This window comes from Campylobacter sp. S4:11 (assembly GCF_024723695.1).
Taxonomy (GTDB): Bacteria; Campylobacterota; Campylobacteria; order Campylobacterales; family Campylobacteraceae; genus Campylobacter_D; species Campylobacter_D jejuni_C.
The window spans coordinates 25765-45200 of record NZ_JANQDC010000001.1; the positions used below are offsets into that span (position 1 = coordinate 25765).

The window sequence follows — 19436 nt, forward strand, 5'->3', positions numbered from 1 at the left end:
ATGCTTGGTCTGTTAATATTATTTCCATTTTTTGCAGCTTTTATGTCTTTGTCTTTACAAAAAGAAGATTCTAAAGCTTTTGCTATTTTAGTTAGCTTTTTGATTTTAATTTTAAATGTTTTTTTGTTGTTTAATTATCATGGTGGCATAGCTTATGAATTTAATTTAAATTCTTTATTGGTTAATTTTCATATTGGTGTAGATGCTATAGCGCTTTATTTGATGTTGCTTTGCTCTATTATGATTTTTTTATCTTTTATATGTTTGGATATTCAAGATAAAAGTGTTGTAGTAAGTATATTTTTATTACAATTTTGTATTATAGGACTTTTTGCTTCATTAGATGCTTTATTGTTTTATATATTTTGGGAGTTTTCTCTTATACCACTTATTTATTTAATAGGTAGATATTCTAATAACTACAAAGCAGGGATTAAATTTTTCATTTATGCATTTTGTGGTTCTATGCTCATGCTTTTAGCGATTATTTATGTAGGATTTTTGTATTATCAAAGTTTTGGGTATTGGAGTTTTGATTTGCTTGCTTGGTATAAGAGTGAATTTTTTATACCTGAAAGTGTGCAAAATTTAATCTTTATAGGTTTTTTTGTTGCTTTTGCGATTAAAAGTCCTTTATTTCCTTTTCATACTTGGGCTCCAAAAGTTTATGCAAAAAGCCCAACACTAGTTTCTGTAATGCTTGTAAGTTTTAAAATGGCGCCTTTTGGATTTTTAAGATTTATTTTGCCTTTAGCGCCCGATACTTTGAATCATTATTATTCTTTACTCGCTATTTTATGCATAGTTGGGATTTTATATACAGCCTTAATTGCTTTTAAAACTAAAGATTTAAAAGAATTAATTGCTTATAGTTCTATTTCGCATTTGGGTGTGGTGATTTTGGGTATTGTAACTTTTACTTATAATGGAGTAAGTGGTTCTGTATTTTACATGTTTGCGCATGGTATAGTAACAGGTGGTTTGTTTTTGGCTGCTTACATACTCTATAAAAGATACCATACTTTTGATTTAGACTTTTATAAAAATTTAGCTAAAACAGCTCCACTATTTAGCTTTTTCTTTGCCGTGTTATTATTTTCATCTATTTCATTGCCTTTAACTATTTCTTTTGTAGGTGAGTTTTTAATATTGCAAGGTGTAGCAAGTGTAAATTTATGGTTCGCATTATTTGCAGGTGGTGTGATTATTTTAGGGGCTATTTATATGCTAAATGTTTATAGGAATATGTTTTTTGCTACTAATGCAGAAAAAATAGAAAAGCTAGTATTGAAAAAAAGTGAAATTTTTATTTTAAGTATTTTAAGTGCAATAGTGATTTATTTAGGTATAGCTCCAAGTGCTATGCTTGATCAAATTGCTTTAAATGTAAATAGTATTCTTGAAGTTATGCAAACAAGAAATATCGCAATAGAAAATCAAAAAATTATAGATAATATAAGAGGTTTTTAATGAGTGGCTTTAGTTTAGAAAAATTAAATTTTGTATTATTATTTCCTATGTTATCATTGCTTTTTTGGGCTATTACTTTGCTTTTGTTGAGTGTGTTTAAAAAACTTTCTAGAAATTTTTACATAGGAGCAAGTGTTATAGCTTTATTTAGCGCTTTATGCTTTTTATTGCTTTATAATGGTTTTGTTTTAGATAATTCTCATGCTTTTTTTGGTTTATTTGTAAGTGATAATTATGCAATTTTTGCACAAATAATTATTTTGGTTTTTTCTATGCTTTATTTATTAATGGATAAAGATGAGCAAAAGGCAGAGTTTTTTTCTTTATTTTTATTTATGGTTGCTTCTTTGATATTAATGGTATCAAGCACTAATTTAATTGTAATTTTCTTAGCATTAGAAGGGTCTTCTTTAGCTCTTTATACATTAATAGCATTAAGAGGAACTCATAATGCTATTAGCTCTAGTATAAAGTATTTTACTCTAGCAGCAGTAGGAGCTGGATTTTTTGTTTTTGCTTGTGCTTTTGTGTATTTAAAAACTCAGTCTTTGGATTTAGATAATCTATTGTATTCTGAATATATTTCAGATCCTATTTTACTTTGTGCTGGAGTAATGTTTTTGGTTATTGTTGGAGTGAAACTGTCTATTGCACCTTTTCATTTTTGGTTAAAAGATGTGTATTATGGGGTGCATACAAATTTTATAGCATTTATATCTATAGTGCCAAAAATAGCTATGATAATAGTGGTTTTAAGAATTTTTTCTGCTTTAGGTGGTGGAGTAAAATTTGAATATATAGTGGCATTACTAGCAATTTTTTCTATGCTTACTGTAAGTATAGTAGCTTTAATCCAAAAAGATGTAAAAAAAATGCTTGCATATAGTTCTATTACTCATTCTTCTTTTATATTGGCAGTTATTGTTTCTAGCATGAGCGTGAGCTCTCAGGGTGATGGTACTTCTTATTGGCTTTCAATTTTTGCTTTATTTGCATATTGGATATCGTTTGCTTTTGCAAATTATGGAATTTTCCTAATATTAAGTTTATTTCAAAAAAGCTCATTTGAGAGTTTTTCAGGCTTGTTTGATCAAAGACCGGTGTTGTCTATAATACTAACTATATTTATTTTATGTATAGCAGGTATTCCACCTTTTGGAATTTTTTGGGGTAAAATTTTAATTTTAGCTTCTATTTTAAACTCAGGTTATTATGTACTTGTATTTGCCATAGCTTTAAGCTCAATGATTATGCTTTATGCTTATTTGAAAATTTTAATTTATGTTTTTTTTAAAAAATCATATTTAGTAGAAAGTATGAAATTGAATATTAAACAAAAGATTATTTTGAGTATATGTTTGATAGGGAGTCTTTTTTTATATGTTTTTGCTTTTGTAGAATAATATTGCTATAATCACGCTTATGATAAGGGTTTTAGTTTCATTTTTATTAAGTATAACTTGTATGTTTTCTTTTGAAATTATTGTTAATAAAGGAGAAGAACATAAGCGTCCTTTTACTCTTTTGCATTTAAAAGATGACAAAGAATTTTCTTGCAAGAGTGTTTTTGAATTTGAAAGAAATTATTTTGAATGCAATGTTTTGGGTGTTAGTAATATGCAATTTCAAAATAAGGAATTTGATGATTTTTTAATTTCTTTTGAAAAACATCAAACTTTTTTGACTATTAAAATTTATCCAAAAACTTTAGCTAAAATGTTTAATTATTCTCAAGATATTTTCAATACCAAAGAAATTCAAAATCATAGTGGAGATTCTTTTAAGCATTTTGTTTTTGTATTTACAGAAGATTTGAGACACTATAAACCTAGTGACGGACTTGACTTTGATATTTATTTTGATAATGCTTTAATGCCTTTTATTGGCGCTTTAGATTTAAATTCAGATCCTATGGAAACTTCACAAAGTGCAGATTTTAATGCGTATTTTAGCATCAAGCAAGAATATGAAGCTAAAAAGTATGATCAAGTTTTAAGAGATTCTATAAATGCAATTAAACGTTATCAAGGTAGTGTATTTATGAATGAATTTGAACTTTATAAATTAAGAGCACAGAATAAGCTTTATACTTACGAACTTGATAAAGATCAGCAAGTTTTAGAGCAAATGCTTAATGATGCAAAAAGATGGGTAAGAACTTATATTAACGATAAAGACTATACAGAAGTAATGTATATTATGATGAGAGTTTATATGGGTCTATCTCAAAGATCTAATGTTGAATATGTTGTGGATATTTTAAATACTGAACATAAAGGGGATAAATATACAACAATAGCTTTACTTGATTATGCAGATTATTTATATCATTTGGGTAAGAAAAATATTGCAAACAATATTTATCAAGATGTGTATTATTCTACCGTAGACACTGATTTGGCAAGTAGAGCAGCGCTATTTTTATCAAAAAATTATTTAGAACAAAAAAATTTTAAGGAGGCAAAAGATTTAGCAAGTCGAATTTTAACTTCTAATCCTGATTTTTTTATTCAAGATTTATCTAATGCCTTGATATTGGCAAAAACTTTAGATAACTATAGAATTTATGACTTAAGTTCTAAAATTTATGAATATATTTTTACTCATTTAACAAAAGTGGATAAAGAATATGAAAGAGTGTTAAAAGATCTTGCTTTGGCTATGTTAAATGCAAATGAGCATACCAAGGCTCAAAAATATTTAGATCTTTATGCAGAAGATTTTCCTTTGGGTGAATATGCAAGTTTAATCAAAGAAGCTCAAGATAAAAACTTTTTGTATTTAAAAGATGCTAATGCAAGTTTTTTACATCAAAGATATGAAGAAATTATACAAAAATATGCCGGAGAAATTTCTAGTAAGGCATTGTTTGATAATGTAAAATTGTATTTTCAAGAAAAAAACTATGAAAAAGTTGTAAGTTATCAAAAAGATATTGAAAAATATTCTAACAAAGAAGCTAAAAATCTTTTAGAGCAAGCTGCTATTTTAGTTTTAGAACAAAAATTAAAAAACGATGAGTGTTTAGCTGCTGTGAAAATATATGATGATTTTAAAACTTATAAGGTAGGAGGTAAAATACAAAACAAAAAGCGTATGCTTGAGTGTTTTAAACGTACTTCTCGTATAGAAGAAGCTAAAAAGTATATCGTGGAAAATGAAAACGATGATGTGATTTTTTATAAGCTTCAGAGTGCAGATTTGGCTTTAAAAGATAAAAGTTATAAAAATGTTATTAAAACCATTAACGATATTTTAAATACAAGAACGATTATTAGTGATAGTGAAAAATTCGAAGCAAATTATATTAAATTTTTTGCCGAGCTTGGATTGCAAGATTATAATGCCATGATAAGAACTTTGCAAAAGTTAGAGCAATTTCCTATGAATTATCGTATGGTGGAATTATATTATGAATTTTTGCGTTATTGTGAAAAAAATAATTTTTTAACAAGTATTTTAACCTATGCTCCAAAGGCAATTAACTATCAAAATTTAAAAGGAGTAAATCTTTTTAGTCCTGATTTAGAATTTATCTATATCAAAGCTTTAAAACAAAGCAATCAAGCTCAAAAAGCCTTAACTTTGTTTAAAGATTTGCTTGCTAATCCTTTAAAAGATGATGAGCGTGCAAGAGCTTTTTATATGCAAAGTAATGTATATGAAGACTTAAAAGATGTGCAAAATCAAAAACAAAGTTTACAAAATTGTATAGATATTAACACAACAAGCAATTGGCAAAATTTATGTAAAGATAAATTAAATATTTTAAATACTCAGCCTTAATATTTTTTTAAAATATAAGCTTTTAAATTCTCATAAGCGCTTTGAAAATCTAAAATTTCTTTATTAAATTTTTTATTAAAAGTTCTTTGTCTTTTAGCAAGTTGTCTTGTGTGAATGATGATGAGTTCTTCAAGCTCTTTTAGATTTATTTTTTTATCTAAAAACTCTTTACATTCTTTCAAACCTATGGAATTTAGTGCTTTTAAATTATGATCATAATTATCAAATAGCATTTTAGCTTCATCTATTAAACCCTCATCAAGCATATTTTGCGTGCGTTTAATAATGCGTTTTTCCAAAAGTTCTTTTTGCCAAGAAATTTCAAAAACATCAAGCTCTTTAATTAAAGCTTCTTGTTTAGTTTCTTTTAAAACTTCACTTGGAATTTTATTAGTTTGTTCATAAATTCCAAGCCATTTTTTCAAACGATAAGTATCATTTTTTTCTATTTTTGCTTGTGGATCAATTTTTATCATTAAATGATAAATTTCATCATTATTTAGTGTACTTTGACTTTCTTTGAATTTTTCACTCAAGCCATCCATTAAAGCTTTTAAATAAAAACTAGTTCCACCTGTGATAATAAGCATTTGATTATTTTTTTGGGCAAAAGCTTTTGCTCTTTTGTATTCTTCAAAAAATAAAGCAATATTAAAATGCTCATTAACATTTAATAAATTTATGCCAAAATAATCAAGCTCATCTAGGGTTTTTTGCTCTGTTTTGGCTGAAGCGATGTTGATTTGTTTATACACGCAAAGACTATCAAGGCTTAAAATACTTGCATTAAATTCATAAGCTAGTTTATTTGCAAGTTCTGTTTTGCCACTTGCAGTAGTTCCAATGAGTGCAAATTCAAAAAACATCGTAAAAATATCCTAAATTTAAAATTATTTTAGTAAAATCATAACAAAAATATATTATAAAGAGAAAAAATGCCTATATTAAAAGAAAAATTAAAAGATATTTTAGATTTGATTGTTTTTAAGCATTCTATTTTTGCCCTACCTTTTTTATTTACTTCAATGATTGTGGCTTCTGTTATTTTAAATGATAGCACTTGGTTTGGTTTTAAAGCTTTGTTTTTGGGTGTTATTTGTGCAGTGAGTGCAAGAAATTTTGCAATGGCGATTAATCGTTTAATGGATGAGGATATTGACAAAAACAACCCAAGATGTGTAAATAGACCTAATATTGATGGGCGTATAGGTAAAACTAGTATTTTACTTTTTATTATTTTAAATGCTATTATTTTTGTTTTAGCAAGTTATTTTATCAACAAATTAGCTTTTGCTCTTTCTTTGCCAGTATTGTTTATTTTAGCTATTTATTCAGCCTTTAAAAGATTTTCATCCTTAGCGCATTTAGTATTAGGATTTTGCTTAGGACTTGCTCCTATTGCAGGTAGTATTGTAGTTTTGGGAAGTATTGAAATTTATAGCGTGATTTTGTGTTTGGGTGTTACTTTCTGGACAGCTGGTTTTGATTTACTTTATGCTTTGCAAGATATGGAATATGATAAAAAAACAGGCTTACACTCTATACCTGCTAAATTTGGACTCGATGCAACCTTGTTTATCTCAGCGTTTTGTCATGTTTTAGCAGTGCTTTTTTGGCTTTTATTTGTTTGGGTAGCTCCAACGGGAAATATTGCTTTTTTAGGCGTGATAATTAGTGCGATTATTTTATTTTTTGAGCACCGCATTGTTAGAAAGAATTTTGCAAAAATTGATAAAGCATTTTTTACTTTAAATGGTTATTTAAGTATAGTGTTTTTTATATTTATTTGGGTTGATCTTTTATGGAGATAAAATTTTTTAAAAGCTCGTTAGAGCTTGAGTTTGAAGAGAGTAAAGAAAGATATGAAGAGTTTTTGCAAGAATATCTTTCAAGTAATAATTATGTCAATTTAAGTAAATGGAAAAAACTTGCTTCAAGAGTGGAATTTAGTGAAGGTGAGCAAATTATTTTTGATTTGCTTATGGATATAAAACAAGAATTATATTTGATGAAAAATGATATCAATAAAACAAAATTATTCACAGATTTAAAATATAAAGCCTTTGTGGTGGGTGTAAATTTTGCACACATTCAGTTTAAAGAAAAGTGTTTAGCTCAAGATGAGCAATATTATGCAAGATTTGAGTTAAATGGTCAAAAAATTAGTATTTTTTTTAAAGCCTTAAATGAAAATGAAGCAAAAATTACACAAATAAAAGCAGAAGATGAGCTTGTGTATGATAATTTTGTAGCAAATATGCAAAGAGCGATGATTAAGATTTTAAAGGAGCAAGAAAATGGATAGTGATTTATTGTTGTGGCTAGTTGTAGCTTTATTAATTTTTGCTATGTTTGCTTATATGATGATTAAAGAAAAAGAAAGTATTGTCAAAATTAATGAGCTTGGTAAGATGATAGAAGATTTAAATAAGCAATATCATTATTTAAAAAAAGAAAGTTTGGACGAGCAAGAACAAGAAAAAGAAGAAATAGATACTGAAGCTATTAAAGAAGAATTAAAAGAAGAACTTTTGCAGGCGCTAGAACAAAAAATCAATCAAAATATTATTCCTATTTTAAATGCTTTAAAAGAAGTAGAAGAGGTAATTGAAGAATTTCAAAGTGAACAAAAAAATCGTTTGTTAAATTTAGAACAAAAAACCCAAAGTATTACAAAATTAAGTCCAAGTTATGATAATGAAGAACAAAAAGTGATAGAGCTTTTTAATCAAAAAAAATCCATAGAGCAAATTGCCAAAGATTTGCGTATAGGCATGGGTAGGGTTGAACTTATCTTGAAATTTAATAAATTATTATAAAGGTTCTTTATGTTAGTGGATAGCTATGGAAGAGTGATAGATTATTTAAGAATCTCAGTAACACAAAGATGTAATTTTCGTTGCCTTTATTGTATGCCAAAAACTCCGTTTGAATGGAGTGCTAAAGAAAATCTTTTATCATTTGAAGAGCTTTTTATGTTTGTTAAAGTTTGCATTGATGAAGGGGTTAAAAAAATTCGTATTACAGGTGGTGAGCCTTTAGTAAGAAAAGATTTGTATAAATTTATTGCTATGATTAGTGAATATAAGCAAGATATAGACTTAGCACTTACTACTAATGCTTCTTTATTAAAACAACAAGCAAAAGACTTAAGACAAGCGGGTTTAAAAAGAATTAACATCTCTTTAGATACCTTAAAAGAAGAAATAGCTTTTAAATTAGCTCAAAAAAACATACTCAAAGATGTGTTAAATGGTATTAATGAAGCTTTAGAATTAGGTTTTAATATTAAATTTAACACCGTAGCGCTTAAAGGGATTAATGATAATGAATTTATTGATCTTTTAGAATTTGCTAAAGCACGCAAAAGCCAAATTCGCTTTATAGAATTTATGGAAAATTACCATGCTTATGGGGATTTGAAAGGCTTAAAATCAGCAGAAATTTTAAACATCATTGCTCAAAAATATTCTTTTAAACAAGGACAAAAAAGCCCAAATGCACCCGCGACTATTTATGAGCTTGAAGATGGGTATGAGTTTGGTATTATTGATCCACATAGTCATGATTTTTGTGATAGTTGTAACCGTATAAGACTTTCAGCCGAAGGACTTTTAATACCTTGTTTGTATTATGATGAGGCATTAAGCATTAAAAAAGCTATACGTAATAAAGACATAGCAGGTGCTTGTGAAATTTTAAAAACCGTGATAAAAAACAAATCAGAAAAAAATAGATGGGCTGAAAATGAAGCCAATCAAAGTTCTACAAGAGCTTTTTATCAAACAGGTGGATAATGGAAGTTGTTGAGACTTTTTTAAGCTTGCAAGGTGAGGGAAAATATAGCGGAAATTTGGCTATATTTGTAAGGTTTGCTGGATGTAATTTTAACTGCACAGGCTTTGGAGTAAAAAAAGAAAAAGATTCTAAAATACTTTTAGGCTGTGATACTATAAGGGCTGTTTTTACTAAAGAATTTAAAACTTGTTACAAAACATATACTTCAACAAAGCTTTTTGATGAGGTTTTAAAGTTAGCCAATTCACGCAAAGTTATAGTAGTAATTACGGGTGGTGAGCCCTTGTTAAATCATCAAAACAAAGATTTTTTGTGTTTTATTAATTTGCTTTTAGAAAATGATTTTAAAGTGCATTTTGAAACAAACGCAAGTATTGAAATTGATTTTGAAAAATATCCTTTGTATAAAAAATGTTATTTTGCTTTAGGAGTAAAGCTTAGTAATAGCGGGGTTAAAAAAGAAAAAAGGATTAATGAAAAAGCCTTAAAGGATTTTAAACATTATACTAAGGATAGCTTTTATAAATTTGTTTTAGACAAGGATTTTTTACAAGAAAATAAAGCCTTAGAGGAGATTAGTGAAATTTTACAGATTTGTGAAAATGAGGTGTTTTGTATGCCTATGGGGTCAAATGAAGAAGAAATTTCTAAAAATGCCTTAAGTGTTGCTGAATTTTGTATAAAAAATGGATATAATTACTCTGATAGAATGCATATTAGAATTTGGGGAGATAAAGAAGGCGTATGATTATTAGAAAAATGTTTGAATTTGAAAATGCTCATATTGTTAGATTTTGTAGCTCCAAGCGATGTAAAACAAGCATACATGGCCACTCTTATAAGGTAGAAATTTTACTTGAGAGTAAATACCTTGATAATGCTGGAATGGTGTATGATTTTGGCTTGTTAAAAGATGAGATAAAACAAATTATTGATAGTTTTGATCATGCTATTACACTTTTTAAATATGATGATAAAGTTTATTTAGAAGATATGAAAAAGCACTCACAAAGATGGGTAAGTTTGCCTGTGAATGTAAGTGCGGAAAATTTTGTACGTATATTTTTTGTTTTGATTGATGCTTTGCTTTTAAAAACTAAGATGGTTAATGGAGAGCAAGGTGTTAGTTTAAAAAGTATTATTGTGCATGAAACAAGAACAGGTTATGCACAAGGTTTTAGAGAAGATGCTTATAGTGAGTTTTTGCCAAAGATAAATCTAACAGATATTGAATTTTCACAAGCTGTAATTGATGAATGGAGAGATAAAGATTTTTTTAAAAAACTTCAAGACTCAAATTTTGTTTTTGTCAATCAAAAGGAGGTGTGATGAAAAAGGTTTTACTAATTGTGCCATTGTTGCTTTTTATGGCTTGCTCAAGTCAAGAAAATAAAAATACAAAAAAAGAAGTTCAAACTGAACAAGTTCAGATTGAGCAAAGTGATTCTAATGTTATTATAGATGATGAGACGCTTCCTATACCTGTAGATGATGATATCAAAGATGAAAATAGCACACAAGGATAGTGATGGATCAAAGTTATGAGTTTTTCTTAGCATTGCATGTATATAGTCTATATGCAAATGGCTTTTTAATGTTGTTTTATTTATATCTAACTCAAAGTAGTTTTTCGCAAGAGTTTATTTTTATAAAAAGAATTCGCCTTTTTTTGCCAATTTATTATTTATTTTTAGCAATTACACTTTTTACAGGAAGTTTGCTTTGGGCTTTAAAGTATTTTGAGCTAAATCTCTATATACTTTCTATGTGGTTTTGTTGGATTTTGATTTTTGCTTTGGCTATTTATCAATTTATTTTATTTAAAAAAGCAAGATTGTTTAAGCGTTATGCCAAATTTAGGTTTTTAAGCTTTTTTATTTTGTGTTTGGGTATATTTTTACTTTTTGTGCCTTATTTGCTTCAAAGGTTTTATTTTTAATGCGATTTTTATATCACCCACAAAGTGGTGCTTTAAATTTAGAGTTGGAAAATGAAGCTTTCTTACATTTAAAAGCTAGAAGAATTAAAGTAGGTAATAAAATCATATTAAAAAATTTAAAAGATTTTTTTGCTTACACTTATGAATGTATAGAGCTTTCTAGACGCTCTTGTGTATTAAATTTACTTGATAAAAAAGAAGAAAAACAAGAATTAAAAACATATTTGCACTTAGCTTTAGCAGTGATTGATCCAAAGATCATAGAAAAAACCTTGCCTTTTTTAAATGAACTTGGAGTGGCAAAGCTTTCTTTTGTGTATATGGACTATTCACAAAAAAATTTTAAATTAGATTTTAAAAGAATGGAAAAGATTCTTATAGAATCATCCCAACAATGCGGTCGTGCTTCTTTAATGGAGCTTGAAAGCTTTGGTGATTTTAAAAAATTTCAACAAGCTTATGAAAATATTGTTTTGATAGACTTTGAAGGTGAAGATTTGATGAGTTTTGAGCCTAGTAAGCATGTTTTTTTAGTAGGCGCTGAAGGTGGATTTTCTCAAAAAGAAAGAGAAGTGAATACAAAAAAAGCAAAATTACAAGCTAATTTCATACTCAAAGCGCAAACAGCTTTGGTAGGGGTTGCTTCAAAATTCATAATTTAAAAACACGCTTAAATTTAGCTATTTTTTATATAAAAATCTATATAATTACGCCTTAATGTTTTGAAAAAGGATAAACAATGAAAAAAGAAATTCATCCAGAATATGTAGAATGCAAAGTTAGTTGTGCTTGTGGAAATTCTTTTACTACTAAGTCAAATAAACCAGAAATTAAAGTTGATATTTGCTCAAGTTGTCATCCATTTTTTACAGGTAGTGAAAAAATCGTAGATGCTGCGGGTCGTGTAGAGAAATTTAAGAAAAAATACGCAATGCAATAATGTTATATTTTATTCCTACACCCATAGGAAATTTAAACGATATTTCTTTTCATTCTTTAGAAATTTTACAAAAATGCAAACTCTTTTTATGTGAAGACACGAGAGTTTGCAAATCTTTAGTCCATCTTCTTAACGAAAAATTTAATTTAGAAATAAAACCTGATAAATATCTAGCCTTACATACTCATAATGAAAAAGATTTTTTGGCAAAAATAGATGAGAGTTTTTTTGAACAAGATATTGCATATTTAAGTGATGCGGGTATGCCAGGTATTAGCGATCCGGGACAATTTTTAATTGAATATGCTATTAAAAACAATATTGACTATGAAGTCTTAGCAGGATCAAATGCTGCTTTGCTTGCATTAGTTTCAAGTGCATTTTGTAAAAAAGAATTTATTTTTATGGGTTTTTTGGCTAATAAAAATCCTCAAAGACAAAAAGATATTGAAAATTTAATGCTTAATCCTTATCCTAGTATAGTTTATGAAGCGCCCACTAGAATACTTAATTTAGTAGAAGAAATTAGTAAAATTGATCCTTTAAGAGAAATTTTTATCATAAAAGAAGCAACAAAGAAATTTGAAACTAAATTTAGAGCAGAAGCTTTAGAGGTTTTGGAAAAATTAAAAATAATGGATTTGCGTGGTGAATGGTGTGTAGTGGTAAGTGCCAAAGAAAAGCAGTTTCATCAAAATACCTTGTGTGAGCAAGATATTTATGAGCTTGATTTACCTTTAAAAGCAAAAGCAAAACTTCTTTCGAAAATCAATGCAAAATCTCCAAAAGAAAATTATCAAAAACTGCTTTTAAGTTGAATTTGGTTATTATTTAAAAATGATAGTTTATGGTAAGCAAGTGTTTTTTTATATCTTAGAAAAGCATAAAGAAAAAATTAAAGAAATTTATTTAGCAAAAGAATGTGAAAAAGCTGATTTTTCAAAAATAGCAAAGGTATCAAAAAAAATTAAAAAACTTGATTTTAAGGCCGCACAAAGTTTAGCAAGAGGTGGAAATCATCAAGGTTTTTTAATGGAAATTGATGAGTTTGAGTTTAGTTCTTTTGAGAGTTTAAAAGAAAAAGATTTTATAATTATTTTATATAATATTAGTGATGTTGGAAATATAGGTGCTATCGTGCGCAGTGCTTATGCTTTGGGTGCTGATGGGATTATTTTGGTAGCTAAAAGTGTGGCTATAGATGGAGTTATCCGTGCAAGCAGTGGTGCGGCTTTAGATATGAAAATAGTCTTAAATGATGATATTTTAAGTATGATAAATGAGTTAAAACAAAAAGGTTTTTATATCTATGCTAGTGCAAGTGGAGGTAGTGATATACATACTATTAAGGCCAAAGATAAAAAAGTTTTGATTATGGGAAGTGAAGGTTTTGGTATAGCACCTAAGATACTTAAAAAATGCGATGAGTGCGTAGGTATAAAAATGCACAATGATTTTGATAGTTTAAATGTTAGTGCAGCGTTTGCAATACTTTGCGATAGGATGAAAAATGGATAGTTGGAAAAAATTAGAAGATTTAAATTTATTAGAAGTTCAAAAAAGAACACAAATAGAAATAGCTTGTCTTGAGTATATCATCAAAAAAGATTTCAAGTCTTTATCTCGCTTTAATGTAAACGGTTTCATTAAAATTTTACAAAGAGAGTATGAGCTTGATTTTTCTAATTTTTTAGAAGAATATCATATGTATTTAGAGGAAAATGGCATTGAGAGAAAAAATCATGTGCATATTTCACCTAGAATGAACTCATATACTAAAGAAAGCTCAAGTGTATGGTATATTGTGATTATAGTAGTAGTGCTTTTGATGGTAGCTTTAGCTTGGGGTGTTTCAAGATTTTTTCAAAGTTCTACTTTAGATGAAAATACTACCAATGTATTAAATCAAGAGCAGGTTGTTTTAGAAGAAAAAGTTGATGAAAATGAAACACCAGTTCTTAATTTTTTTATTGATAATGTTATGGAAAATAATGAAACAAATACAACTATTTTAGAGCCAATAGATGAGAGTAATAACACCATAGAAGAAACACTAGAAGATAATGCTAGCTCAAATATGCCTGAAGAAAATATCATTTTACTCAATGAAAGCATTATAAAACCAAGTGCAGAGCTTTGGCTTGGTATGGTGGATTTAAAAACTTTTAGAAAGAGTTCTTTAACTATTAAAAATGATTATGTTTTATCTTTAGATAAGGATATGTTAATTACTACAGGTCACGCTGCTTTTAGTTTAAATGATGAAAATAACAATACTTTAGAGTTTAAAAATGGCGTGTCTAAATTTTTAATGATTAAAGATGGTAAAATCAAACAAATTACAAAAGCTGAATTTATCAAAGAAAATAGAGGAAAATTATGGTAAGAATTTTAATATTTTCCATTTTTTTTACCCTTAATGCTTTTGCACTAAGTGCTTTAGAAGTTGCAAAACATATTGTTAATGATAATTCCAAAGATGCAAAATTAGAGCTTTTGTTTGCAAGGAATGATTATAAAGATGAACGCGGAAATGTAGATATTTACACTATTTCTCAAATTTTAAAAACTAATTCTTTGGCAAATTTTATATTAAATGAGCCAAAAACTCTAACTTTTAGTTTTAAAGCTCAAGCTGATTCTGTTTTATTTTTTAAAACAATTAACGATACTTTAAACGAGCTAGGCTATGTGTATTTTATACCAACTGAATTAACTTTAAGAGAAAATTATATCACTTATAAATTAGCTGTAGATTCTCAGTACATGCTTGATCCGGGAGTTTTTTATAAGGCTTTATTAGGAAGTTCTGTTTTTATTAAAGACATTTCTAAAATTTCAGAGCTAAATTATGAGTATGAATTGGACTTTTCAAAAGCAAAACCCAAAGTTAATACTCAAATTTCACTAAATACCATTACTCAATTAAACAAACCTTTAAGAGAATATATTATTGATTTGCAGGGTGCAAAAAGTATGGAGCTTAGTGCGCATAATCTTGATTCTTGGTTTTGTAAAATTCAGTTTTTAGATAAAAATTTAAATTTTATTCAAGGTGTAGAAAATACACACAAGCAAAATGAAATAAATGTAAATATACCATTGGGTGCAAAATATGCTATTATAGGGGACATGTTTAGCCTTGATAATATAAAAAGGGGTTTAAAAATTTACTTAAGACGCTAAAAGGATGGACGATGTTTGAAGAAATTCATTTTAATACCATAGAAAGACTTCCAAATTATGTTTTTGCTGAAGTTAATGCGATTAAAATGGCAGCAAGAAGAGCAGGGGAGGATATAATAGATTTTTCTATGGGAAATCCTGATGGCAAAACTCCTCAGCATATTATAGACAAGCTTTGTGAAAGTGCAAACAAAGAAAAAACTTCAGGTTATTCCGCTTCTAGTGGAATTTATAAACTAAGACTTGCAATTTGCAATTGGTATAAAAGAAAATATGATGTCGATTTAGATCCCGAAAGTGAAGTTGTCGCAACGATGGGCTCTAAAGAAGGCTTTGTAAATTTAGCAAGAGCCGTTATTAACCCAGGAGATGTAGCTATTGTGCCTACACCTGCTTACCCTATACATACCCAAGCTTTTATCATAGCAGGTGGTAATGTAGCGACTATGAATTTTGATTTTAATGAAAATTATGAATTAAATGAAAATACTTTTTTTGAAAATTTACAAAAAACATTACATGAAAGCATTCCGCGTCCAAAATATGTAGTAGTAAATTTTCCGCATAACCCTACAACGGTTACAGTGGAAAAAAGTTTTTATGAGAGATTAGTTGCTATGGCAAAAAAAGAAAGATTTTATATTATTTCTGATATTGCTTATGCAGATTTGACTTTTGGGTCTTATAAAACTCCTTCGATTTTTGAAGTTGAAGGTGCTAAAGATGTAGCAGTAGAAACTTATACGCTCTCAAAATCTTACAATATGGCAGGTTGGCGTGTGGGCTTTGTGGTAGGCAATAAATGCTTAATTGCAGCTTTGAAAAAAATCAAATCTTGGTTTGACTATGGTATGTATACTCCTATACAAGTCGCTGCTACTATAGCTTTAGATGGAGATCAAACTTGTGTTGAAGAGATTAAAGCAACTTACGCAAGAAGATTAGAAGTCTTGCTTGATTCGTTTTTTCAAGCAGGATGGGAGCTGAAAAAGCCTAATGCAAGCATGTTTGTTTGGGCAAAACTTCCTCAAAGTAAGGCTCATCTTGGTAGTATGGAATTTTCCAAACAGCTTTTGCAGAAAGCAAATGTAGCGGTAAGCCCTGGAGTTGGCTTTGGTGAAGCGGGTAATGAGTATGTTAGAATAGCTTTAATAGAAAATGAAAACCGCATTCGTCAAGCAGCAAGAAATATAAAAAAATATTTAAGAGAATAAAATGAAAATAGCAATTTTAGGCTATGGCACGGTAGGAAGTGCTGTTGTAGAAACTTTGTTAAAAAATCAAGATTTAATCAAAGCAAGATGTGATGAAGAAATTATTCCAGTGATTGCTTTGGCAAGAAATCCAAAGCCAAATGCATTGATTCCTGTAGTAAATGATATTGATGAGGTTTTAGAGCGTGAAGATATTGATGTGTTTGTGGAGTTAATGGGCGGTATTGATTTACCTTTTGAGATAATTTCAAAGATTTTAAAAAGAAAAAAATCAGTAGTAACCGCTAATAAAGCTTTGCTTGCTTATCATCGCTATGAGCTTGAAAAATTAGCACAAGATACAGCTTTTGGTTATGAGGCAAGTGTGGCAGGTGGAATTCCTATTATTAAAATTTTAAAAGAGGGTTTGAGTGCTAATAATATTGTTTCTATTAAAGGTATTTTAAATGGTACAAGCAATTATATTTTAAGTAAAATGACTGAGGATAATGCTAAATTTCAAGAAGTATTAAAAAAAGCACAAGATTTAGGATATGCTGAAACTGATCCAACTTTTGATATAGAAGGTTTTGATGCTGCGCATAAACTTTTGATTTTAGCAAATATTGCTTATGGACTAAGAGTAAAACCTGAAGATATCTTGATTGAAGGTATTAGTAAGGTAAGTGATGAAGATATTTATTTTGCAAAAGAATTTGAATACACCATAAAGCATTTGGGTATTGCTAAAATAAAAGATGAAAAAATAGAGCTAAGGGTTCATCCTGCTATGTTAAATAAAGACAAAATGTTAGCAAAAGTTGATGGAGTGATGAATGCTATTAGTGTTGATGGAGATATTTTGGGTGAAAGTTTATATTATGGCCCAGGAGCAGGTGGCAAGGCAACTGCAAGTGCTGTGATAGCAGATTTAATCGATATAGCAAGAAAAGAAAAAAACAGTGCTATTTTTGGATATTTAAATGATACTTCTTATAAAGTTTTAAACAAAGATGAAATTTATACAAGATATTATTTAAGATTAAAAGTATTAGACAAAATAGGGGTTTTATCAAAAATTACACAATTAATGAGTGAACATCAAATTTCAATTGATACATTTTTACAAAAACCTAAAAAAGAAAAGCAAGATTGTAGTACTTTATTTTTCATTACTCATCAAACATATGAAAAAAATATACAAATTTTAACTCAAAAGCTTAGAGAACAAGAATTTGTAAAAGATGATGTTTTTATGATGAGAATAGAAGATTAATGGCGCTTATGCAGTATCTTTTTGGTAAAAAAGGAGAGGATTTAGCGTGTGAGTATTTAAAAACTCAAGGTTTTGAAATTTTAAAAAGAAATTTTCATTCTAAATTCGGAGAAATCGATATCATTGCTAAAAAAGATAAAATTTTACATTTTGTTGAAGTTAAAAGCACACAAGGTGATTATGAAGTAGAATATAGATTAGATAATAAAAAATATAATAAAATTGTTAAGACTATAGAATATTACTTTATGAAACACAAAAGTGATGAGAATTATCAAATAGATTTGCTTTGTGTATATAAAGATGATATAAAACTTTTAGAGAACATCGGTTATTAAGAGAATATTTATTCTAATTTAATAAAATGTGAAAAAATAAAGGAGAAAAAATGGGAAAATATATTGATTTAACTACAGAAAATTTTGCACAAGCAAAAGAAGGTGTAGCTTTAGTAGATTTTTGGGCTCCATGGTGTGGACCTTGTAGAATGCTTGCACCAGTAATTGATGAGCTTGCAAATGATTTTGATGGTAAGGCTAAAATTTGTAAAGTAAATACAGATGAGCAAGGCGATTTGGCTGCACAATTTGGTGTAAGATCTATCCCAACTATCATTTTCTTTAAAGATGGTGAAGTGGTTGATCAGCTAGTGGGCGCTCAATCAAAACAAGCTTTAGCAGACAAACTAAACTCACTTTTATAATCTTAAGCCACTTTTTGTGGCTTTTCTTCATATTTTTTACTATTTAATAATTTTTATTATTTATAATTAAAGAAAAATTTGTATAATACCTATAAATAAAACTACAAGGAAAATATTATGTTGGATTTAGCTATTATAGGTGGTGGACCTGCGGGTTTAAGTGCCGGTTTGTATGCTACAAGAGGTGGATTAAAAAATGTTGTCATGTTTGAAAAAGGTATGCCTGGCGGACAAATTACTTCAAGTTCAGAAATTGAAAATTACCCTGGCGTTGCTCAAGTTTTAGATGGAATTTCTTTTATGGCTCCTTGGAATGAGCAATGTATGCGTTTTGGTTTAAAACATGAAATGGTAGGTGTAGAACAAATTAGCAAAAATACTGATGGAAGTTTTAATATAAAATTAGAAGGTGGTAAAAATGAACAAGCAAAAGCTGTAATTGTATGCACAGGTTCTACACCGCGTCGTGCTGGTTTTAAGGGTGAGGATGAATTTTTTGGTAAAGGTGTAAGTACTTGTGCAACTTGTGATGGCTTTTTTTATAAAAACAAAGAAGTAGCTGTTTTGGGTGGTGGAGATACAGCCTTAGAAGAAGCATTGTATCTAGCTAATATTTGCTCAAAAGTATATTTAATCCACAGAAGAGATGAATTTAGAGCAGCACCTTCAACAGTTGAAAAAGTAAAGAATAATGAAAAAATAGAATTAATCACAAATGCAGTAGTTGATGAGGTTTGTGGCGATAATATGGGTGTTAATAAAATTAAAATAGCATTTAATGATGGCTCTAAAAGAGAACTTGATGTGCCTGGAATCTTTACCTTTGTTGGATTGAATGTAAGAAATGAAATTTTAAAACAAGATAATGGTGAGTTTTTATGTGCCATGGAAGAAGGCGGTCAAGTGAGTGTAGATCTTAAAATGCAAACTAATATTGCAGGATTATTTGCAGCAGGTGATTTAAGAAAAGATGCGCCAAAACAAGTAATATGCGCAGCAGGTGATGGAGCGGTTGCAGCGCTTAGCGCTTTAGCTTATATTGAAAGCTTACATTAATCTTCACTTAAATTTCACAAAAACTAATTAAGATTCTCCTATAAAAATTAAGGAGAATCTAAAATGAAAAAAATACTAATTCTAAGTAC

23 protein-coding genes are annotated in these 19436 nt (G+C 28.5%); 22 read left to right on the top strand and 1 reads right to left on the bottom strand.

Features of this window, described 5'->3' with window-relative positions; genetic code table 11:
* From CAMP5053_RS00115 to CAMP5053_RS00125, 3 genes are all read left to right on the top strand, one after another.
* Positions 1–1470, top strand: a complete 1470-nt coding sequence (locus CAMP5053_RS00115) for a complex I subunit 4 family protein (RefSeq protein ID WP_261544925.1) — start codon at positions 1–3, stop codon at positions 1468–1470.
* A complete protein-coding gene (locus CAMP5053_RS00120; protein WP_087699773.1) occupies positions 1470–2873 on the top strand; it encodes an NADH-quinone oxidoreductase subunit N in 1404 nt (467 codons plus the stop codon). Before CAMP5053_RS00115 ends, CAMP5053_RS00120 begins: the two co-directional genes overlap by 1 nt.
* Before the next feature lie 61 nt (positions 2874–2934).
* Positions 2935–5256: a tetratricopeptide repeat protein gene (locus CAMP5053_RS00125; RefSeq protein WP_087699771.1), complete on the top strand. Its 2322-nt coding sequence runs from the start codon at positions 2935–2937 to the stop codon at positions 5254–5256.
* Here CAMP5053_RS00125 and miaA read toward each other — a convergent pair.
* Positions 5253–6122, bottom strand: a complete 870-nt coding sequence (gene miaA / locus CAMP5053_RS00130; RefSeq protein WP_214100006.1) for a tRNA (adenosine(37)-N6)-dimethylallyltransferase MiaA — start codon at positions 6120–6122, stop codon at positions 5253–5255. The genes CAMP5053_RS00125 and miaA overlap by 4 nt on opposite strands.
* Positions 6123–6191: 69 nt before the next feature.
* On the opposite strand from miaA, the gene mqnP reads away from it, so the two are divergent.
* The 19 genes from mqnP to trxB all read left to right on the top strand — a co-directional run bounded on the left by mqnP (position 6192) and on the right by trxB (position 19347).
* Positions 6192–7067, top strand: coding sequence for a menaquinone biosynthesis prenyltransferase MqnP (mqnP, locus tag CAMP5053_RS00135; protein WP_087699766.1), 876 nt, complete (start codon positions 6192–6194; stop codon positions 7065–7067).
* On the top strand, positions 7058–7561 hold the full coding sequence (locus CAMP5053_RS00140) for a hypothetical protein (RefSeq protein ID WP_261544928.1): 504 nt from the start codon (positions 7058–7060) through the stop codon (positions 7559–7561). Before mqnP ends, CAMP5053_RS00140 begins: the two co-directional genes overlap by 10 nt.
* The gene (locus CAMP5053_RS00145) at positions 7554–8075 is read left to right on the top strand and encodes a hypothetical protein (protein ID WP_087699764.1); all 522 of its coding nucleotides are present in this window, start codon (positions 7554–7556) and stop codon (positions 8073–8075) included. The genes CAMP5053_RS00140 and CAMP5053_RS00145 overlap by 8 nt, the downstream gene beginning before the upstream one ends.
* A gap of 9 nt (positions 8076–8084) precedes the next feature.
* Complete coding sequence (gene moaA, locus CAMP5053_RS00150) at positions 8085–9053, top strand: GTP 3',8-cyclase MoaA (protein ID WP_214135784.1); 969 nt, start codon at positions 8085–8087, stop codon at positions 9051–9053.
* Entirely contained in the window at positions 9053–9802 is a 750-nt protein-coding gene (locus CAMP5053_RS00155; protein ID WP_337217041.1) for a 7-carboxy-7-deazaguanine synthase QueE, read from the top strand. Before moaA ends, CAMP5053_RS00155 begins: the two co-directional genes overlap by 1 nt.
* On the top strand, positions 9799–10383 hold the full coding sequence (locus CAMP5053_RS00160) for a 6-pyruvoyl trahydropterin synthase family protein (RefSeq protein WP_214126232.1): 585 nt from the start codon (positions 9799–9801) through the stop codon (positions 10381–10383). The genes CAMP5053_RS00155 and CAMP5053_RS00160 overlap by 4 nt, the downstream gene beginning before the upstream one ends.
* Positions 10383–10580, top strand: coding sequence for a hypothetical protein (locus CAMP5053_RS00165; protein ID WP_087699757.1), 198 nt, complete (start codon positions 10383–10385; stop codon positions 10578–10580). The genes CAMP5053_RS00160 and CAMP5053_RS00165 overlap by 1 nt, the downstream gene beginning before the upstream one ends.
* 2 nt (positions 10581–10582) lie before the next feature.
* Positions 10583–10993, top strand: a complete 411-nt coding sequence (locus CAMP5053_RS00170) for a hypothetical protein (RefSeq protein WP_214126230.1) — start codon at positions 10583–10585, stop codon at positions 10991–10993.
* Positions 10993–11655 (top strand): 16S rRNA (uracil(1498)-N(3))-methyltransferase, encoded by a 663-nt coding sequence (locus CAMP5053_RS00175; RefSeq protein ID WP_087699753.1) that lies wholly within the window; start codon positions 10993–10995, stop codon positions 11653–11655. The genes CAMP5053_RS00170 and CAMP5053_RS00175 overlap by 1 nt, the downstream gene beginning before the upstream one ends.
* Positions 11656–11732: 77 nt before the next feature.
* Positions 11733–11933: a 50S ribosomal protein L31 gene (gene rpmE, locus CAMP5053_RS00180; RefSeq protein WP_012662118.1), complete on the top strand. Its 201-nt coding sequence runs from the start codon at positions 11733–11735 to the stop codon at positions 11931–11933.
* Positions 11933–12751, top strand: a complete 819-nt coding sequence (gene rsmI / locus CAMP5053_RS00185; RefSeq protein WP_214126228.1) for a 16S rRNA (cytidine(1402)-2'-O)-methyltransferase — start codon at positions 11933–11935, stop codon at positions 12749–12751. The genes rpmE and rsmI overlap by 1 nt, the downstream gene beginning before the upstream one ends.
* Before the next feature lie 19 nt (positions 12752–12770).
* Entirely contained in the window at positions 12771–13451 is a 681-nt protein-coding gene (gene rlmB, locus CAMP5053_RS00190) for a 23S rRNA (guanosine(2251)-2'-O)-methyltransferase RlmB (protein ID WP_337217042.1), read from the top strand.
* Positions 13444–14319, top strand: coding sequence for a hypothetical protein (locus tag CAMP5053_RS00195; protein WP_087699747.1), 876 nt, complete (start codon positions 13444–13446; stop codon positions 14317–14319). The genes rlmB and CAMP5053_RS00195 overlap by 8 nt, the downstream gene beginning before the upstream one ends.
* Positions 14313–15119, top strand: a complete 807-nt coding sequence (locus tag CAMP5053_RS00200; protein WP_087699745.1) for a hypothetical protein — start codon at positions 14313–14315, stop codon at positions 15117–15119. The genes CAMP5053_RS00195 and CAMP5053_RS00200 overlap by 7 nt, the downstream gene beginning before the upstream one ends.
* 11 nt (positions 15120–15130) lie before the next feature.
* Entirely contained in the window at positions 15131–16333 is a 1203-nt protein-coding gene (locus tag CAMP5053_RS00205; protein ID WP_087699743.1) for an LL-diaminopimelate aminotransferase, read from the top strand.
* A gap of 1 nt (position 16334) precedes the next feature.
* Entirely contained in the window at positions 16335–17588 is a 1254-nt protein-coding gene (locus CAMP5053_RS00210; protein WP_214099994.1) for a homoserine dehydrogenase, read from the top strand.
* Positions 17588–17926: a YraN family protein gene (locus CAMP5053_RS00215; RefSeq protein ID WP_087699740.1), complete on the top strand. Its 339-nt coding sequence runs from the start codon at positions 17588–17590 to the stop codon at positions 17924–17926. Before CAMP5053_RS00210 ends, CAMP5053_RS00215 begins: the two co-directional genes overlap by 1 nt.
* A 50-nt stretch (positions 17927–17976) precedes the next feature.
* A complete protein-coding gene (gene trxA / locus CAMP5053_RS00220; protein ID WP_039619298.1) occupies positions 17977–18291 on the top strand; it encodes a thioredoxin in 315 nt (104 codons plus the stop codon).
* 117 nt (positions 18292–18408) lie between these two features.
* The gene (gene trxB / locus CAMP5053_RS00225; protein ID WP_214099993.1) at positions 18409–19347 is read left to right on the top strand and encodes a thioredoxin-disulfide reductase; all 939 of its coding nucleotides are present in this window, start codon (positions 18409–18411) and stop codon (positions 19345–19347) included.
* The last annotated feature ends 89 nt before the right edge of the window (positions 19348–19436 follow it).

What these genes read in the sequence shown, in the direction of transcription:
- CAMP5053_RS00195 (WP_087699747.1), top strand. Translation starts at nt 13,444, where the DNA reads ATGGATAGTTGGAAAAAATTAGAAGATTTAAATTTATTAGAAGTTCAA.
- mqnP (WP_087699766.1), top strand. Translation starts at nt 6,192, where the DNA reads ATGCCTATATTAAAAGAAAAATTAAAAGATATTTTAGATTTGATTGTT.
- CAMP5053_RS00205 (WP_087699743.1), top strand. Translation starts at nt 15,131, where the DNA reads ATGTTTGAAGAAATTCATTTTAATACCATAGAAAGACTTCCAAATTAT.
- CAMP5053_RS00125 (WP_087699771.1), top strand. Translation starts at nt 2,935, where the DNA reads ATGTTTTCTTTTGAAATTATTGTTAATAAAGGAGAAGAACATAAGCGT.
- rlmB (WP_337217042.1), top strand. Translation starts at nt 12,771, where the DNA reads ATGATAGTTTATGGTAAGCAAGTGTTTTTTTATATCTTAGAAAAGCAT.
- CAMP5053_RS00140 (WP_261544928.1), top strand. Translation starts at nt 7,058, where the DNA reads ATGGAGATAAAATTTTTTAAAAGCTCGTTAGAGCTTGAGTTTGAAGAG.
- CAMP5053_RS00120 (WP_087699773.1), top strand. Translation starts at nt 1,470, where the DNA reads ATGAGTGGCTTTAGTTTAGAAAAATTAAATTTTGTATTATTATTTCCT.
- trxA (WP_039619298.1), top strand. Translation starts at nt 17,977, where the DNA reads ATGGGAAAATATATTGATTTAACTACAGAAAATTTTGCACAAGCAAAA.
- CAMP5053_RS00210 (WP_214099994.1), top strand. Translation starts at nt 16,335, where the DNA reads ATGAAAATAGCAATTTTAGGCTATGGCACGGTAGGAAGTGCTGTTGTA.
- rsmI (WP_214126228.1), top strand. Translation starts at nt 11,933, where the DNA reads ATGTTATATTTTATTCCTACACCCATAGGAAATTTAAACGATATTTCT.
- miaA (WP_214100006.1), bottom strand. Translation starts at nt 6,122, where the DNA reads ATGTTTTTTGAATTTGCACTCATTGGAACTACTGCAAGTGGCAAAACA.
- CAMP5053_RS00175 (WP_087699753.1), top strand. Translation starts at nt 10,993, where the DNA reads ATGCGATTTTTATATCACCCACAAAGTGGTGCTTTAAATTTAGAGTTG.
- CAMP5053_RS00165 (WP_087699757.1), top strand. Translation starts at nt 10,383, where the DNA reads ATGAAAAAGGTTTTACTAATTGTGCCATTGTTGCTTTTTATGGCTTGC.
- moaA (WP_214135784.1), top strand. Translation starts at nt 8,085, where the DNA reads ATGTTAGTGGATAGCTATGGAAGAGTGATAGATTATTTAAGAATCTCA.
- CAMP5053_RS00170 (WP_214126230.1), top strand. Translation starts at nt 10,583, where the DNA reads ATGGATCAAAGTTATGAGTTTTTCTTAGCATTGCATGTATATAGTCTA.
- trxB (WP_214099993.1), top strand. Translation starts at nt 18,409, where the DNA reads ATGTTGGATTTAGCTATTATAGGTGGTGGACCTGCGGGTTTAAGTGCC.
- CAMP5053_RS00145 (WP_087699764.1), top strand. Translation starts at nt 7,554, where the DNA reads ATGGATAGTGATTTATTGTTGTGGCTAGTTGTAGCTTTATTAATTTTT.
- CAMP5053_RS00215 (WP_087699740.1), top strand. Translation starts at nt 17,588, where the DNA reads ATGGCGCTTATGCAGTATCTTTTTGGTAAAAAAGGAGAGGATTTAGCG.
- CAMP5053_RS00115 (WP_261544925.1), top strand. Translation starts at nt 1, where the DNA reads ATGCTTGGTCTGTTAATATTATTTCCATTTTTTGCAGCTTTTATGTCT.
- CAMP5053_RS00155 (WP_337217041.1), top strand. Translation starts at nt 9,053, where the DNA reads ATGGAAGTTGTTGAGACTTTTTTAAGCTTGCAAGGTGAGGGAAAATAT.
- CAMP5053_RS00200 (WP_087699745.1), top strand. Translation starts at nt 14,313, where the DNA reads ATGGTAAGAATTTTAATATTTTCCATTTTTTTTACCCTTAATGCTTTT.
- CAMP5053_RS00160 (WP_214126232.1), top strand. Translation starts at nt 9,799, where the DNA reads ATGATTATTAGAAAAATGTTTGAATTTGAAAATGCTCATATTGTTAGA.
- rpmE (WP_012662118.1), top strand. Translation starts at nt 11,733, where the DNA reads ATGAAAAAAGAAATTCATCCAGAATATGTAGAATGCAAAGTTAGTTGT.